At 72.3% G+C, this 15407-nt stretch carries 12 protein-coding genes; 5 read left to right on the top strand and 7 right to left on the bottom strand.

Going from position 1 to position 15407, the window contains the following annotated elements; genetic code table 11:
- The first annotated feature begins 163 nt into the window (after nucleotides 1-163).
- The 3 genes from J7E93_RS20535 to J7E93_RS20525 all read left to right on the top strand — a co-directional run bounded on the left by J7E93_RS20535 (nucleotide 164) and on the right by J7E93_RS20525 (nucleotide 2720).
- The gene (locus J7E93_RS20535; RefSeq protein WP_215071374.1) at nucleotides 164-1543 is read left to right on the top strand and encodes a serine hydrolase; all 1380 of its coding nucleotides are present in this window, start codon (nucleotides 164-166) and stop codon (nucleotides 1541-1543) included.
- A gap of 76 nt (nucleotides 1544-1619) precedes the next feature.
- Nucleotides 1620-2213 carry a hypothetical protein gene (locus J7E93_RS20530; RefSeq protein WP_215071373.1) on the top strand — a complete coding sequence of 198 codons (594 nt, stop codon included), beginning with the start codon at nucleotides 1620-1622 and terminating at the stop codon, nucleotides 2211-2213.
- A 138-nt stretch (nucleotides 2214-2351) separates the two neighbouring features.
- A complete protein-coding gene (locus J7E93_RS20525) occupies nucleotides 2352-2720 on the top strand; it encodes a hypothetical protein (protein WP_215071372.1) in 369 nt (122 codons plus the stop codon).
- A 143-nt stretch (nucleotides 2721-2863) separates the two neighbouring features.
- On the opposite strand, the gene J7E93_RS20520 is transcribed toward J7E93_RS20525, so the two are convergent.
- Entirely contained in the window at nucleotides 2864-3775 is a 912-nt protein-coding gene (locus J7E93_RS20520) for a carbohydrate kinase family protein (RefSeq protein ID WP_308368730.1), read from the bottom strand.
- A gap of 154 nt (nucleotides 3776-3929) precedes the next feature.
- Between J7E93_RS20520 and J7E93_RS20515 the strand changes: the two genes are divergently transcribed.
- Nucleotides 3930-4847, top strand: coding sequence for a universal stress protein (locus J7E93_RS20515; protein ID WP_215071371.1), 918 nt, complete (start codon nucleotides 3930-3932; stop codon nucleotides 4845-4847).
- A 146-nt stretch (nucleotides 4848-4993) separates the two neighbouring features.
- Nucleotides 4994-6013 carry a LacI family DNA-binding transcriptional regulator gene (locus J7E93_RS20510; RefSeq protein WP_215071370.1) on the top strand — a complete coding sequence of 340 codons (1020 nt, stop codon included), beginning with the start codon at nucleotides 4994-4996 and terminating at the stop codon, nucleotides 6011-6013.
- Here J7E93_RS20510 and J7E93_RS20505 read toward each other — a convergent pair.
- The 6 genes from J7E93_RS20505 to J7E93_RS20475 all read right to left on the bottom strand — a co-directional run.
- Nucleotides 6000-6734 (bottom strand): hypothetical protein, encoded by a 735-nt coding sequence (locus tag J7E93_RS20505; protein ID WP_215071369.1) that lies wholly within the window; start codon nucleotides 6732-6734, stop codon nucleotides 6000-6002. The two genes, J7E93_RS20510 and J7E93_RS20505, sit on opposite strands and share 14 nt — an antisense overlap.
- 26 nt (nucleotides 6735-6760) lie before the next feature.
- A complete protein-coding gene (locus tag J7E93_RS37220) occupies nucleotides 6761-9232 on the bottom strand; it encodes a glycoside hydrolase N-terminal domain-containing protein (RefSeq protein WP_308368729.1) in 2472 nt (823 codons plus the stop codon).
- Nucleotides 9229-11223 (bottom strand): beta-galactosidase, encoded by a 1995-nt coding sequence (locus J7E93_RS20490; protein ID WP_215071368.1) that lies wholly within the window; start codon nucleotides 11221-11223, stop codon nucleotides 9229-9231. The genes J7E93_RS37220 and J7E93_RS20490 overlap by 4 nt, the downstream gene beginning before the upstream one ends.
- Nucleotides 11223-13457, bottom strand: coding sequence for an exo-alpha-sialidase (locus tag J7E93_RS20485; RefSeq protein ID WP_251066830.1), 2235 nt, complete (start codon nucleotides 13455-13457; stop codon nucleotides 11223-11225). Before J7E93_RS20485 ends, J7E93_RS20490 begins: the two co-directional genes overlap by 1 nt.
- A gap of 54 nt (nucleotides 13458-13511) precedes the next feature.
- Entirely contained in the window at nucleotides 13512-14459 is a 948-nt protein-coding gene (locus J7E93_RS20480) for a carbohydrate ABC transporter permease (protein ID WP_215071367.1), read from the bottom strand.
- Nucleotides 14456-15407: sugar ABC transporter permease (locus J7E93_RS20475; protein ID WP_215071366.1), on the bottom strand; the 952-nt coding region annotated here is incomplete at its 5' end. The genes J7E93_RS20480 and J7E93_RS20475, both read right to left, overlap by 4 nt.

The following is a 15407-nucleotide window of genomic DNA, read 5'->3' as shown; positions in this document are numbered from 1 at the left end:
GCCGGACCGGGGGCCCCGAGGGCCGCCACTCCTGACAAATGTCACCTCTTCCTGTGCGCAGGATCCTCCTGGAGGCGGAGGGCGGGCCGGGACGGCGCCGCAAGGATGTGATCACCACCGGTCGTCCATGACGCAAGCACCGTCGACGAAAGCAGGCCTTCGAATGTCTTCGCCCCGCCCGACGCCCTCCGCCGCGCTCCGCGGAGTCCGCCTCTCCGCGGTCGCCGCGGCGACCGTACTCGCCCTCTCCGCCGCCGCGTTACCCGCACAGGCCGCCTCCCCCGGCACCGCCTCCCCCGCCGCCCCGACCGCTTCCGTCCTCACGGGCCGCCCCCTCGACCGCGCGGCGTTGCGCGCCTCCCTGGACGCCTTCCACGAGGCCGGCATGTACGGCGCCTGGTCGGCGGTCCGCGACGGCTCCGCGCAGTGGCGCGGAGCGACCGGCGTCGCTGACGTGGACACCGGACGGCCGGCGCGGACCGACTTCGAGCACCGGATCGGCAGCATCACCAAGACCTTCACCGCCGTCGGCGTCCTCCAGCAGGTCGGCGCGGGCCGCATCGACCTGGACGCCCCGATCGGCCGCTATCTGCCCGACCTCGTTCCCGGCGAGCGCGGACGGCAGATCACCGTACGCATGCTGCTCAACCACACCAGTGGCATCGCGGATTACGTCCTGCCCGCCTTCCCCGGCGTCCTGGAGAACCCCGGCAAGGTCCTCGACGAGCACCGCTCGCGCCATATCGCCCCTGAGGAGCTGGTCCGCCTGGGTCTCGCGGCCCCGCCCGTCGCGGAGCGCGGGAAGCACTCCTACTCCAACACCAACTACATCCTCGCCGGGCTGCTCCTGAAGCGCGTCACGGGCCAGGAGCCCGAGGCGTACCTCACCCGGAACGTCATCCACAAGGCCGGCCTGCGCCACACCTACTTCCCCCGCTCGCCGTACATCCGGGGGCCGCACGCCGGAATGTACGAATCGATGTTCGGTCTGATCGACCCGCCGCGCGACTACAGCGTGTACGACATGTCCTGGGCCGGCACGGCCGGCGCCCTGGTCTCGACGACGCGCGATCTCAACGACTTCTACCGCACGCTGCTCAGTGGCCGCCTGCTGGGCCCGGCGGAGCTGCGGGCGATGAAGACCACCGTCCCCGCCTACGAGACACCGCCGGGCGAGGAGCCCCTGATGCGGTACGGCCTGGGCATCTACACCCTGCGGATGCCCAGCGGTGGTTGGTACTGGGGACACGACGGCGCGGTCTTCGGCGCCGGTACCTGGGCCCTCTCCACCGAGGACGGCAGCCGACAGGTCGCCGTCGGCTACAACCTGATGAAGTACCAGCGCTTCGACGACCAGGGCAATCCGCTGCCGGATCCCATCACCGACGCGCTGTACGCACACGTCGACGGCGCACTCGCCGGGCCTGCCGCGTCGGCTCGCCGTGCGGGCCCGCAGAGTCCGCAGAGTATGCGGAGTACGCGGACGGTGCCCGACCGGCTGCTCGGTCCGGAGGCGCTGTTCCACGACAGGTCTGCGCGGTAGGGCTCGAAGGCCAGGTGGCGCTCTCGTACCCCCCTTCGTTCACCTGCGACGGGGGCGTACGCCATCATCACCGGTCATGAGAGCACTTGTCGGCATGGAACTGCCGGGATTCCGGAACGTCGAACCCGATGTCTGGGTCAATGACGCGGGCGACGTGGTGTCGCTGCACTTCTTCGGGCTGCCTCCCGACCTGCCCGCCGCGCTGGACGACGGCCCCTCGCTGCGTGCCGCGCTGACGCGGATGACCGCCCAGGCCGGAGGCGGGCTGATCGAGGCGTCGGTGAAGCCGCTGGGCGGACTGCCCGCGCTGCGACAGATACTGAAGCTGCCGATGCCCGGTCAGGCCCACGGCCAGGTCTTCATCGGCAGTTTCACCGTCCCCCGCGCCCGGTGCAGCACCGTCGTGAAGGTCCAGGCGCCCGAGCGCGGGACGACCGGCATGCGGGAGGCGATGGTGATGGCCGAGGTCGGTCCCGACGCCTTCTTCCGGCCCCACCCCTACGCACCGGAGGTCCAGGGCGGCCTGCCCTTCCACGCCGCTGACCACGCCCGGTTCGACGACCGGTTCCCCGATCACCCGCTGACCCGGGTCAGGGCGGTGCTCGGGGCGCTCGCCGAGGGCGTCGAGGTGGTTCCGGAGTTCGCCGCCCTGCCACCGTTCACGGGCTGACTCCGCCCCCGCGTCCGGCCGCCCCGCCCGCACCCGGCGGGCCGGGCCGGGCGCGCGGGGGGAGACTGGGAGGAGAAGCCGTACACCGGGACAGCTCAGCTCCGGCGAGCACCGGAGCGGATCAGCCGTGGAGGCGCCATGACGGCAACGACGCGGAACGACACACCCGTGGCCATCGAGGGCAACGGCGTGGAACTGCGGACGCGGGACATCGGCGGCGACACCAGCGTGTCCTTCGTCCACCTGCCCGCCGGCACGGACATGGGGCCCGCCCTCAAGGGCATGACGGACGACCTGTGCCAGTGCCCGCACTGGGGGTATCTCTTCTCCGGCCGCCTGAAGATGCGTACCAAGGACGGGGACCATGTCTACGAGGCCGGTGAGGCCTTCTACTGGCCTCCGGGTCACGCTCCCGAGGCGCTCGAGGACTGCGACTACGTGGACTTCTCGCCGACGAAGGAGTACACCGAGGTGATCGAGCACGTGAAGGCCGCCTCACGGGGCTGATCCCTCCTCTCCCCCGCCGCGCACCGGCGCCCGGCGTGGGCGCCGGTGGACGGGTGAGCGCCGGTGGACGGGTGAGCGCCGGTGGACGGGTGAACGCCGGTGGACGGTGGGGTGTCCCGTCCACCGGGGGTGGTGCGTCGGCGTCACTCTCCGAAGGCCGCCGACAGGGCCTCGGGGCCGATGAGAGCGGTGGAGCCCGGTGCCGTACAGGCGTGGGCTCCCGCCACGGTGCCCAGGCGGGCGCAGTCGAGGACGTCACGGCCGCCGAGCCTGCCGTACAGGAAGCCGGAGACGTAGGCGTCGCCGGCGCCGTTGGTGTCGACGACCGGCGACGGGGGCACGACTGCCGGTACGTGGTGCGGCGTCGGGCCGCCGTCCCTGGTGAGGACGTAGGAACCGTTCGCTCCCGCCGTGGCGACCACGGTCCGGGCGCGGCCCTCGCGGAGGATCTCGCGCATCAGGGCGGGGGTTCCCTCGCCGGCTCCCTCCGCACTGAGGAAGACGAGATCGGAGCGGAGAGCGAACTCCCGGTGGTGCTCCGCCAGTCCGTCCCAGTCGTGCAGATCGGTGGAGACGGGGATCCCGAGGTCCTCGATGTCGTCGTACAGGAAGCGCGTGAAGTTCGTGATGGAGAGGTGGACGTGGCGCGCGCGGCGCAGCCGGGGCAGGTACACCTCCCGCGGCATGCGCAGATCGGCGGGGTCGCGCCCGTCGTAGAACGACATCCGGCGCCCGGTCGCGTCCACAAGGTTCACCGCCCGGCGCGTGCCCGCCGCCGAGATCACGGCGTCGAACTCCACATCGCCCTTGGCGAGGCGCTCGCGCACCAGCGCACCGGTCCAGTCGTCGCCGATGCAGTCCAGGAACGCCACGCGCAGGCCGAGCGCCCGCGCCCCGAGAGCGACGTTCGCCCCGGTGTGGCCGGGCCACTCCTCGATCGGACCGACATGGACGGAGTCGGCGAGCGGGACGGGCAGGGAGTCGACCCGGATGACGATGTCCACGCCGCTGCCGCCGATCACCAAGACGTCGTATTCCGCGTGCTGTTGACTCACAGTTTCCACCTCTCCTGTCCCGCTGGGCCCCACCCTATGGCTTGACCGGCCGGGCGCCGTTTCGGGCCGGCCGGGCGCCGTGCCGGGCGTCGTTCCGTGCGCAGTGCGGGCGTCGTGCCGGGCGGGCCGGCCCGCGGCCTGAAATGATCTGGTTATGAGCGAAAAGTCGGTTGTCGTGGGTGTGGATGGTTCGGAGCACAGCCACAGGGCGTTGGAGTGGGCGCTGAGCGCCGCCCGCGGGCTCGGCGCTCCCCTCGTCGTGGCCCATGTACGCCCGGAGGAGCTCCAGCTCGGGGCCGCCCGCATCGCCTCGCTGGGCGAGGCGCCCACGATCCCCGACACGGTCGTCGACGGCGTCCGTGCGTGGATCGAAGGCCGGGCCCAAGAGGTGCCCGTACGGTACGCGTCGCTCGACGGCTCGGTGACCGACGCCCTGCTCGGGGCGGCCGGCGCCGCTCGGCTGCTGGCCGTCGGGTCCCGTGGGCGGGGCGGCTTCGCGAGCCTGCTGCTCGGCTCCACCAGCCGGGCTCTGGCCTCGGCGGCGCCCTGTCCGGTCGTCGTCGTTCCGCACGAGGCGCGCACCGCGTCCCTGGAGAGCGACGCGGCGGCGGGCCGGGTCCTGGTCGGGCTCCATGTCGAGGAGACCTCGGACGAGGTCCTGGACTTCGCCTTCGAGGCCGCCCAGCGGCGGGAGGTGGGCCTCGAAGCGGTGACCGCCTACCGGCTTCCGCCGTCGCCGGTCATGCTGGTCGGCCCGCCGGCTCCCGCCCTGCAGGTACCGCCGCCCCTGCCCGTGGACGACGTTCCGGACCTGGTCCGCGAGACGGCACGGCAGCAGGAGGAGCGGCTGCGTCCGTTCACCGCGCGGTATCCGGACGTCGAGGTCACGCCCACGGTCGTTCCGGCGGACGCGGCGGGGCGGCTCGTCGAGGGTTCCCGCGTCGCCGGTCTCGTGGTGGTGGGCCGCCATCACCGGCATCGGGTCGAGTCGCTCCTCATGGGCTCGGTCGCCCACGCCGTCCTGCATCACGCGCACTGCCCGGTCGCGGTCGTCCCGCCAGCGACCGGTTGACCCGACGCACAGAGGGATCGAAGCGCTTCGACGTGATCAGCCCGACACCTGGACACCTCCGTCTCCCCGAGATACGGTCTCCCTGTTCAGAGCCGGATGAACCGCATGACGCCGCATCGAAGCGCTTCACACACCCGGGAGTGTGGATGGTCACCCTTGCCGAGGTAGCCCGGCACGCCGGAGTGTCGGCCAGCACGGTCAGCTACGTCCTCAGCGGCAAGCGCTCCATCTCCGCCGTCACCCGACAGCGGGTCCGCGACAGCATCGAGCACCTCGGTTACCACCCCCACGCCGGAGCCAGGGCCCTCGCCAGCAGCCGGTCCCGCATCATCGCCCTGACGGTGCCGCTGCGCACCGACATGTACGTGCCCGTGATGATGGAGATCGCCATCGCCATCGCCACCACGGCCCGCGTCCACGGCTACGACGTCCTCCTCCTCACCGGCGAGGAGGGCCCCGCCGCGGTGCAGCGCGTCACCGGCAGCGGACTCGCCGAGGCGATGATCCTGATGGACATCCAACTCGACGACGAGCGGCTGCCGTTGCTCCGAGCGGGCGGCCAGCCCGCGGTCCTCGTCGGACTGCCGGCCGACCCCTCGGGACTCACCTGCGTCGACCTCGACTTCACGGCGACCGGCGCCCTGTGCGCCGATCATCTGGCGGACCTCGGACACCGGGACCTCGCCGTCATCGGCGAGGCGCCCGGCGTCTACGAACGGCACACCGGCTTCGCCGAACGGACCCTCGCCGGGCTGCGCGACCGCGCCGCGCGGCGGGGCCTCAGCGTGCTGCACCGGCCGTGCGAGGGCGGCTACGGCCCCCTCGCCGGGACGCTCGGCAGGATCTTCGACGAACGGCCGGGCACCACCGGGTTCGTCGTACAGAACGAGGCAGCGGTGGAGCCGCTGCTCGCCCTGCTGCGCCAGGACGGGCGCGCCGTACCGGAGGACGTCTCCGTGGTCGCCGTATGTCCCGAACAGGTCGCCGCCCAGGCCTCCGTCCGGCTCACCTCCGTCGCGGTCCCCGCGCAGGAGCTCGGGCGGCGGGCGGTGGAGCTTCTGATGGCCAAGCTGCAGGACCGCCCGGGCGAGGAGGTCGTCCTCCTGCCGCCCGAGCTGACCGTGCGGGACAGCTCGGGACCGGCCCCTGAGGTCAGCTCGCGTTGATCGTCAGACTGTTGGCGCGGAAGTCCTTGCCGCCGGACGACGAGGTGATCTCGAAGCCGAACTGGACGTCGCCGATGGTCTCGTCGCCCATCCACCCCTTCGTGTCCTTGATCCACTTGAGGATCGGCAGGATGTTCACGGTCCCGGACGTCGAGTCCGAGGTCCGCAGGAACGAGAAGACGTCGTGGTGGCTGCCGTCGGCGTGGGGGACCTTCCCCTTGTACACCCGCCAGGTGTGGCCGCCGAGGCCGGCCGTGCCCTGGTAGTCGCCCAGCGCGCCGACGGCGCCGGTGTCGTTGACCCAGAGCATGATCTCGTAGTCGTAGTCGGTGTCCCAGATGTCGTAGGAGCTGTTGAACGCGCCGGAGGACGGGACCGTGACGTTGTAGCTGCTGGTCAGGGTGGTGAAGGCGCTGATCCTCTTGTTCACGGTCTTCTTGGCGTTGGGGTAGGACTTGATGCCGCCGGTGTCGGGGTGGTTCGCCCAGACGCCCCAGTTCGTACCGGAGTTGGCCCAGACGCACTGGCTGCCGGCGCCGGCTCCCCAGATGTTGTTGTAGAGCGTGTATCCGCCGAGGTCGCTGTTCCCCCACTGGTCGCAGGTGTTCCAGACGGCGGCCTCGGCCGGGGCGGCGGCGAGGCCGAGTGTGGCGCCGAGGGCCAGGGCGGGTGCGAGCAGCGCGGTGCGCAGCCGGGCGAGCGGAGTCGTGCGTCGTGGCATGGTGGGTGCCTTTCCCTGTGGGGGGTCTACCGCGGCTCGGGGGTGAGCACGCGGTCCTCACCGGCGCGCAGGTCGAGCGGGCGCGATCCGGCGGGTGTTCTGAGGTCGACACGGTGGTCGCGGGTGGGACGGACGACGGCGGTGTACGTTCCCGGCGCCCACGTGAGGTCGATCCGGGCGCCGAACCGGGTGCGGACGCCGGTGAGCCGGCCGCGCGGATGGGCGGTGGGGGGAGCGGGGAGCAGGACGAGGCGCTCGGGCGTGGACTGCACCAGCATCTCGATGAGCAGGGCGGGCAGGGCGTGGGCGGCGTCGGCGTTGTACACGTCGCGGTCCGGGTAGTGGGAGCTCATCAGCGAGTCGTGGAAGTAGTCGCCCGCGAGAACCCTGCGCAGGGCCGCCTCGGCGCGGGGCGCGTCGCGCAGCCGGGCCGCGATCAGGGCGTGGTGGATGTGCCCGTGCGCGGAGTCGTTCTCGGCGCCCCGCAGTTCGAGAGCGCGGTGGGCGGCTTCGGCCAGGTCGGGGGTGTCGTACGGATTGATCTCGGTGTGCGGCCACACGGCGTAGAGGTGGCTGAGGTGGCGGTGGTCGTAGGTGTCGTCCAGCCCGGGCCAGGCCCATTCGGCGAGCGCGCCGTCGTCGTTGATCCGGTACGGCGGGAGGCGGCGGGCGAGCGCGCGCCGGCGGTCGGCGGCCGGGCCGGGGTCGTAGGCGGCTGCCGTCTCCAGGGCGTGACGGGCGGCGGTGAGGTCCATGGTGGCGTTGACCGTGCCCCAGCCGGCGTTGGCGGGGCGGTTCTCCGGCGAGTAGGAGGGGACGACGGCGAGAGTGCCGTCGGGCCCGGTCCGGGTCAGGAAGTCCTCGTAGAAGTCGGCGAGTTCGCCGAGAGCGACGGCGAGGAGGGGATCGCGGGCCCCCCGGGTCTCGTCGTGCTCCACGAGCGGTGCGAGGAGCCAGTCGGCGCCTGCGGTCCAGAGGTGGAGGGGGTAGGGGCGGCTGAAGTGGTACGTGTGTCCCGTGACGCCGTCCGTGTGGGCGGGGGCCACGATGCCGCGGGCGCCGAAGATGTCCCGGGCGTTGTCCCGCCAGTCCGGCAGCTGGCCTTGGACGAACCGTGCGTGAGCCTCCGTCACCTCGGGGAGGTCGGCGGCCACGGCCGAGGCGGTCTGGAGGCTGAGGTTGGCGTCGGTGGTGAAGGCGCCGGACCAGGCGGTGTTCCAGTCGCCGGTCCACAGGCCGGTGAGGCGGGGCGGGAGCAGCCCGGAGGCGGAGAGGAGGTGATAGCGCCCGGCGGCGAAGAGCCGCTCCAGGAGGGCGGGGCTGTGCGGGAGGCGAAGCAGCGCGGTGCCGGGGAGCGCGCGTTCGGCCGGATCGGCGCCGAGGTCGAGGGTGACGCGCTGGTAGGCCGGGCGGTGCAGGGCGACATGGCGGGCGAGCAGCCGGGCGTGACAGGCGGCGAGGTCCCGGCCGGCAGGGGCGCTCCCGTCGGCTGGGGCATCGCGGCCGGCGGACGGGTCCTGGTCCGCAGGGGCGGTGGCCTGGTCGGCGGGATCCCGCTCCGGGAGGTCCTGGTCGGCGGAGCCCTGCTTCGGGAGGCCCTGATCCAAGGGGTCCTGGTCGGCGGTGTCCTGGTCCGGGAGGCCCTGGCCGGCGGGGGCAGGCTCACGGTCGGCGGCCGTGCGGGCCGCGTCGCCGGGGGCGTCCGGGCGGGCCAGGAGGGCGCGCAGTGCACCGGTCTCGGCCGCGATGTCCGCCTCGCCCTCATGGCGGCGTACGCGGGTCAGGACGAGCAGCGCCCGCGCCCCCTCGAACCGTACGCCCGCCGGGGTGATCTCCGTACGGCCCCCGTCCGCGACGGCCAGCGACACCCCCGTGAAGCCGAGACGGCTGCCGGGGTAGCCCGCGCGGAGGGTGAGGAGGGCGCCGTCCGGGGTGAGCGCCATGCCGCGACCGACGGCCATACCCTCCGGCGCACCCGGCAGCCGGTGGTCGAGGCGCAGTTCCGCCTCGGATCCCGGGGCGGTCACGTACTGGACGACGACGTCGTCCGCACGGGAGACGAAGACCTCGCTGTGCCGCCTGCCGCGCACGGCGCTCACCACTCCCGTGGTGTAGTCGACGCTCCGTCGAAAATGGGACGCCGCCCCACCGGCACCGCAGCGCAGCCGGGTCTGGAAGCCGGGGTGGAAGGGACGGACCCAGCGCACCGGACGTCCGTCGGTGAAGCGCTCGGCGGCGGTGACGTCGCCGGCCAGGAGGCGGTCCTGGAGGCCGGCGAGCCGATCGGCGAGGCGTGGGGGCCGGGTGTCCTCCTCGGCGTTGTTCGGCCGTACGAGCGTGTGGTGGGTGATGATCACACGGTCGTCGTCCGGGTCGCCGAAGACCATGGCCCCGTGCCGGCCGTTGCCGCTGAGGAGACAGTCCTCCCAGCGGCGCGCGGGCGAGGCCTCCCACGTACCGTGGACCGCTCCGGACTCCCCCGCCGCCGCCCCCGTCACGACGGCTCCCCCAGCACCGCCACGCCGTACCGGCCCAGCCGCAGCGAGCCTTCGACGACTACACCGGTGAGCAGGTCGCGGTGGCGGCCCGGGATCCGTACGGTCGCTTCCTCGCGCTGGTGGTTGAGCAGGAAGAGCAGCTCGCCGCGGCGTACGGCCTCGACGCCGTCGGGGAGGCCGTCGAGGACCGGCCGCACCCCCGCCTCATGGGCGATGCGGGTGAGGAGGGTGCGCAGCGCGGTCGGTTCGGGCAGTGTGGAGACGTACCAGGCGCGGCCGTTGCGCAGGACGGCCGGCAGCCCGTCGAGCTCGCCGCCCTTGTAGGAGGCGACCGTCTCGGCTCCGGGTGCGGGGGTCAGCTCCTCGGACCAGTGCGTGCCGTGGAAGTCGCCGCAGTCGGCCCGTTCGTCGGCGTCCAGGGGCCACCACTCGTGGAGGGTGGCGATGCCGAGGAGTTCGCGCAGGCGCGGGTCGATCCCGCCGGGGCGGACGCGGTCGTCCTCGTCGGCCACTCCGGTGAGGAAGCCGCAGACCAGGGTGCCGCCGGCGCGGACGTAGCCGAGCAGGTTCTCGATCGCCGTGTCGTCGAGGAGGTAGAGGTGCGGGACGACGACGAGCCGGTAGGCGGAGAGATCGTGCGCGGGGTGCGCGAAGTCGGTGGTGGTGTGTGCCTCCCACAGGGCGCGGTGCCAGGCACGGACGATCTCGGTGTAGTCGACGAGAGCGGAGAGCCGCCCGTCCTGTTCGCCGGCCCACCAGGAGTTCCAGTCGTGCAGGACGGCCACGTCGGCGGTCACCCGGCGGCCCGCCACCTCCGCACCGAGCAGGCTGAGTTCGTGGCCGATCTCCTTGACCTCGCGGAAGACCCGGCCCTGTTGCCCGGCGTGGCCGACCATCCCGGAGTGGAACTTCTCCGCCCCCTGGCGGGACTGGCGCCACTGGAAGTAGCACAGGCCGTCGGCGCCGTGGGCGACGGACTGGAGCGACCAGAGGCGGTTGAGCCCGTACGGCTTGGGGTGGTTGACGCCCCGCCAGTTGACGGGTCCGGCCGCCTGCTCCATGACCATCCACGGGCCGCCGCCCGCCTGGGAGCGGGTCATGTCGCCGATCATGGCGTTGTACTGGCCGCCGTGCGGGTCCTTCGGGTCCGGGTAGATGTCGACGGAGACGAGGTCCTCCTCCGGGGCCCACGCCCAGGCGTCCTGGCCGGTCCAGAACGGCATGAAGTTGGTGGTGACCGGGATGTGCGGGGTGTGGCGGCGGACGATGTCGCGCTCGGCGCGGTAGCACTCCAGGAGCATGTCGGAGGTGTAGCGCTTGAAGTCGAGCACGTGGGTGGGGTTCTTCATGTAGTGCGCGTGCCGGGGCGGGAGGATCTCGTCCCAGGAGGCGTAGCCCTGGCTCCAGAAGGCGGCGCCCCAGGCGGTGTTGAGGGCGTCGAGGGTGGCGTACCTCCGCTGGAGCCAGGTGCGGAAGGTGCGTGCCGCCTCGTCCCCCCAGTCGTAGGTGCAGTACTCGTTGTTGATGTGCCACATGGTCAGGGCGGGGTGGCTCCCGTAGCGGGCGGCGAGGTCCTCGGTGAGGGCGGCGGCGTAGCGCCGGTAGACGGGGCTGGAGTGGGAGAAGTGCTGGCGTGAGCCCCACCACTCGGTCAGGCCGTTCGCGTCGCGCGGCAGGGTCTCGGGGTGGAGGCGTCCCATCCAGGGCGGGGGCGACGAGGTGGGGGTGGCGAGCACGACGCCGATGCCGTTCTCGTGCATGAGGTCCATGAGCCGGTCGAGCCAGCCGAACTCCCTGGCACCGGGGCGGGGTTCGATCCTCGCCCAGGAGAAGACGCCGAGGGTGACCGAGTTGACGCCGGCCTCCTTCATGAGGCGGACGTCCTCGGGCCAGGTCTCCTCCGGCCACTGCTCGGGGTTGTAGTCGCCTCCGAAGAGGATGCGGGGCGGCCGGCCGCCGTCGGGGCGGGTCACGTCGTCGAGGCTCGGCATCAGGCGATGTCTCCGTACTGGATGCCCCGGCCGTTGGTGCCGAGGTAGACGCGGCCGTACACGCGCGGGTCGCCGGTGATCACTTCGCCGGTCCATCCCCACTGGTGGGCGTCGTCGTTGATACGGGTCCAGCTCGCGCCCTCGTCGTCGGAGCGGTGGACGCCGACGACGTCGGCCGTGGCCCCGGTCTGGTAGACCGCCGAGTAGCCGCCCTCCTCGGCGGGCTTGCCGAAGCCGAGGGCGTACGAGGCCCAGCAGCTGGTCACCTTGGTGAAGGTGCGGCCGGCGTCGGTGGAACGGTAGAGGCCGTTCCACTTGGCGGAGAGCCACAGGTCGCCGCGGCGTCCCGGTGCGGCGGCGATGCGGAACTGGCTGTCGCCCGCGGGGAGGCCGGTGGCACCGACGGTGAACGAGGCGCCACTGTCAGTGCTCACGTATACGTTTCCTGTGTCGGTGTCGTACGCGTAGAAGAGCGTCGGGTCGGCCGGGTCGGCGACCGGCGTGGCGCCCTTCGGGAAGGAGGAGATCTCGGTCCAGGTCGCGCCGTTGTCGGTGGAGCGGTGCGTGGCGTGTCTGGTGCCGTCCCAGTGCACGAAGGACCAGAGCATGGCCGTGGCGTCGGCGCCGAGGGCGATCGGTCCCGGTGCGTCCTTGGCGATGGGGGGCTGGGCGGAGAAGGGCGCCCAGGTCCGGCCCCCGTCGGTGGAGTACGCACCGTTGCCGTGGTCGCCCCAGCCGGTGCGGACGACATGGCGGGGCCGCAGCGCGGCCTGCGCGAGCCCGGTCGCCGACCCGAACACGGGACGCGTTGCCATGCCGCGGGAGGGGGACGCCGTGAGGCTGTCGTGGTACATGACGCCGATGTCGCCGAGCCCGCTGATCAGATGTGCCGTCCCGACCGGCGGCGAGATCAGCTGGCGCACGGCGGACTCCTCCAGGCCGCGCACGCGCGGGGCCCAGTGCACGAGGTCGCGGGTCGCGTAGAGGGTCGCGCCGGTGCCGTAGAGCAGATGTCTCGCGTCGAAGGGATCGAGGGCGAGCGCCTGGATCCACCAGCCGAACTTGGGGTGCTCGTCGCCCCACTTCAGGAAGGGAGTCTCCGATACGTCGAAGACAGCGGTGTTCTTGAGTGACGTCCAGGTCGCGCCGCCGTCGGTGGAGCGGAAGAGCGTGTCGACGTCGGCCCAGCGGTTGTTGGTGGAGACCACGACGGTGCCGGGGCGGCGGGCGTCGACGGCGACGCCGCCGTAGCCGAAGGTGTCGGCGGAGCCGTCGGCCGTCGTCCCGCCGGGGCGGACGGGGGTGACCTCCGTCCAGCGGCCCGTGACGGTGTGCAGCTTGTGGACCGATCCGGTGGACTGGCCGTTGGGTCCGGGTGCGTCGGCGTAGGTGACGTACAGCTCGTGGGCGCAGGCGTCGTAGGCGGCCCTGACCGGGACCTTGGCGGTGGGGCCGGTGGGGTGGCCGGGGACTGCTTCCCAGCCGGTGGCGGTCGAGCGCAGGAGGGTGGGGCCGTCGTCGCCCCAGCCGGCGTAGACGGTGCGGCCGGCGGCGGTGAGGAAGGTGACGCCCTGGCCGTTGGGGGTGGGCCGGGCGGGGAAGCCGGTCGCGGGTGCCCAGGTGGCGCCCCGGTCGGTGGACCTCAGCAGGCCGTCGTGGCGGGTGCCGAGCCAGAGCGTGTCGCTGTCGCGGGGGTCGACGAGGAGGCGTTCGCCCGTGCCGCGGCCGTCCTCGTTGGCACCGAGCTTGACGGTGAGGTCGGTGCGGGACCAGGTCGCGCCGCGGTCCTCGGAGCGCAGGACGGCGCCGTTGCCGGCCCATGGCTGGCTGTAGGTGCCGAGGGCCAGGTAGAGGCGGTCGGGGTGGGACCGGTCGACGGCGAGGGCCTCGACGCCGAGGAGGTTCCAGTCGTCCCAGCCGAGGTGGTCGGTGAGCGGGGTCCAGCGGGCGGAGGCGTTGTCCCAGCGGTAGGCGCCGCCGATGTCGGTGCGGGCGTAGGCGAGGCCGCGGACGGCGGGGTGGAAGAGGACGCCGGTGATGAAGCCGGTGCCGCCGATGACCGCGGTGCGCCAGCGGTACGGCGCGCTCGCCGCGTCGGCCGGGGCTGCCGGGGTCGCGGCCCGCGCCGTGCCCGGGCGTAGGGGAAGGGCGGTGGCGGCGGCCGCGGCGGCGGCTCCGGCGAGAACGGCGCGCCGGGAAGGAACGCCCATCGGCCTGGGCAGGGGCAGGGGCATGACGGACCTCACGCTCGACGGGGAAAGGTGGGGGATGCCGCGCGGGCCTGGGGCTCAGCCCTTGACGGCGCCGGTCAGCATGCCCTTCTTGAAGTGCTTCTGGACGAAGGGGGAGAAGACCGCGACGGGCAGCAGAGCCAGCACCATCACGGCCATCTGGACGGCGACCCCGGAGAGCGGGCCGGCCTTGACGGCCTGGCCGAGCCCCACCGGGATCTCCTGCTTCTGCACGAGCTGGATGAGGACGTTCTGCAGCGGCATCATCTTCTGGTCGCTGAGGTAGATCGAGGCGTTGAACCAGGCGCTCCAGTACCCCACCGCGTAGAAGAGGGTGATGACGGCGATCACCGCACGGGACAGCGGCATCACGATCTGCCAGAGAATGCGCAGGTCGCCGGCGCCGTCGATGCGGGCGCTGTCGATGAGTTCGGGCGAGACGCCCATGAAGAACCCGCGCAGCACCAGGATGTTGAAGACGCTCACGGCGCTCGGCAGGATCAGCGCGAGATAGGTGTCGGTGAGACCGAGCGTCTGCACGAGCAGATAGGTGGGGATCAGCCCGGCGCCGAAGAACATGGTGGCCATCAGCGTCAGCAGGATGGCGCGGTGGCCGAGGGAACCCGGCCGGGACAGACCGTAGGCGCAGAGGACCGAGACGGTCATCGAGAAGAGGGTGCCGGCCACCGTCACACCGACGCTGACGAGTGCGGCGCGGGTGACCTGGCCGCCGCTGAGCAGCTCCTGGTAGGCGATGAAGGTGATGTCCTTCGGGACGACGACCAGTCCGCCGGCCTCCGTGATGGTCCGCTTGGAGGAGAGGCTGGTGACGACCACGATCCAGAGCGGGAAGAGCACGGCGAGGCAGGCCAGGGCCAGGACGGCGCCTTTGGCGGTGAGGCCGGTACGGGTGGGCGGTTCCTCCCAGACGGGGCGGGCGGGGGCGGCCCATCGCCCGCCTGGGCCGGCCTGCGTCCGGCCCGGTCCTGTCGTCGTCACGGTCATTTCCGGTACACCCCCTGCTCGCCCATGAGATGGGCCGCCTTGTTCGCCGAGAGCACGAGCACGAGGCCGACGACTCCCTTGATCAGTCCGGCGGCCGCCGCGTAGCTGAAGTCCTGGCTGCGCAGACCCGTCCACCAGACGAAGGTGTCGAGGACCTCCGCGGCGCCGGGGCCGACCGCGTCGCGCTGCAGCAGCAGCTGCTCGAAGCCGACGGTGAGCGCGTCACCGACCCGCAGGACGAGGAGGAGCGCGATGATCGGCCGCAACGCGGGCAGCGTGACGTGCCACATCCGGCGCCATCGGTTCGCGCCGTCCATCGCCGCGGCCTCGTACAGGTCCTGGTTGACGGCGGCGAGCGCGGCGAGGAAGACGATGACGCCCCACCCCGCGTCCTTCCAGATGCCCTCGACCGTGACCAGGTACTTGAAGATCTCCGGGTCGGTCATGAGGTCGAAGCCCTCGCGGCCATGTTCCCGCAGGGTCTGCGCGATGATGCCGGCGCCGCCGAGGATCTGCTGGAAGACGGTGACGACCAGGACCCAGGAGAAGAAGTGCGGCAGGTAGAGCACCGCCTGGACGATCGCCCGCACCCTGGGCCGCAGCACGCTGTTGATGAGCAGCGCGAGGGCGATCGGCACCGGGAAGAAGAGGACGAGCTGGAGGAGGAACAGGACGAAGGTGTTCTCCACCGCGTGCCAGAACGAGGGGTCGGAGAAGACCCGCTCGAACTGGGCGAGGCCGACCCAGGGGCTCTCCAGCATGGCGGTGACGCCGTTGGTGGAGACGTAGGGGTCGTAGTCCTGGAAGGCGATCACATTGCCGAGGATCGGTATGTAGTTGAAGACCAGGACCAGCAGGAGCGCGGGCAGCGTCATGAGGAGCAGGGTCCGGTCCCGCTTCAGCCGGCGGCCGAGCGGGACCTTCGCCGAGGCGCGGGGCGGCCGGGGC

The organism is Streptomyces sp. ISL-36, from assembly GCF_018614205.1.
Lineage (GTDB): Bacteria > Actinomycetota > Actinomycetes > Streptomycetales > Streptomycetaceae > Streptomyces.
The sequence above is the reverse complement of the archived record's forward strand: the minus strand, read 5'-3'. Positions and strand labels throughout refer to the sequence as shown.

Excerpts from the sequence above, each read along its gene's own strand:
- J7E93_RS20530 (WP_215071373.1), top strand. The coding sequence starts at position 1,620 with ATGAGAGCACTTGTCGGCATGGAACTGCCGGGATTCCGGAACGTCGAA.
- J7E93_RS20510 (WP_215071370.1), top strand. The coding sequence starts at position 4,994 with ATGGTCACCCTTGCCGAGGTAGCCCGGCACGCCGGAGTGTCGGCCAGC.
- J7E93_RS20480 (WP_215071367.1), bottom strand. The coding sequence starts at position 14,459 with ATGACCGTGACGACGACAGGACCGGGCCGGACGCAGGCCGGCCCAGGC.
- J7E93_RS20490 (WP_215071368.1), bottom strand. The coding sequence starts at position 11,223 with ATGCCGAGCCTCGACGACGTGACCCGCCCCGACGGCGGCCGGCCGCCC.
- J7E93_RS20525 (WP_215071372.1), top strand. The coding sequence starts at position 2,352 with ATGACGGCAACGACGCGGAACGACACACCCGTGGCCATCGAGGGCAAC.
- J7E93_RS20505 (WP_215071369.1), bottom strand. The coding sequence starts at position 6,734 with ATGCCACGACGCACGACTCCGCTCGCCCGGCTGCGCACCGCGCTGCTC.
- J7E93_RS20485 (WP_251066830.1), bottom strand. The coding sequence starts at position 13,457 with ATGCCCCTGCCCCTGCCCAGGCCGATGGGCGTTCCTTCCCGGCGCGCC.
- J7E93_RS20515 (WP_215071371.1), top strand. The coding sequence starts at position 3,930 with ATGAGCGAAAAGTCGGTTGTCGTGGGTGTGGATGGTTCGGAGCACAGC.
- J7E93_RS20535 (WP_215071374.1), top strand. The coding sequence starts at position 164 with ATGTCTTCGCCCCGCCCGACGCCCTCCGCCGCGCTCCGCGGAGTCCGC.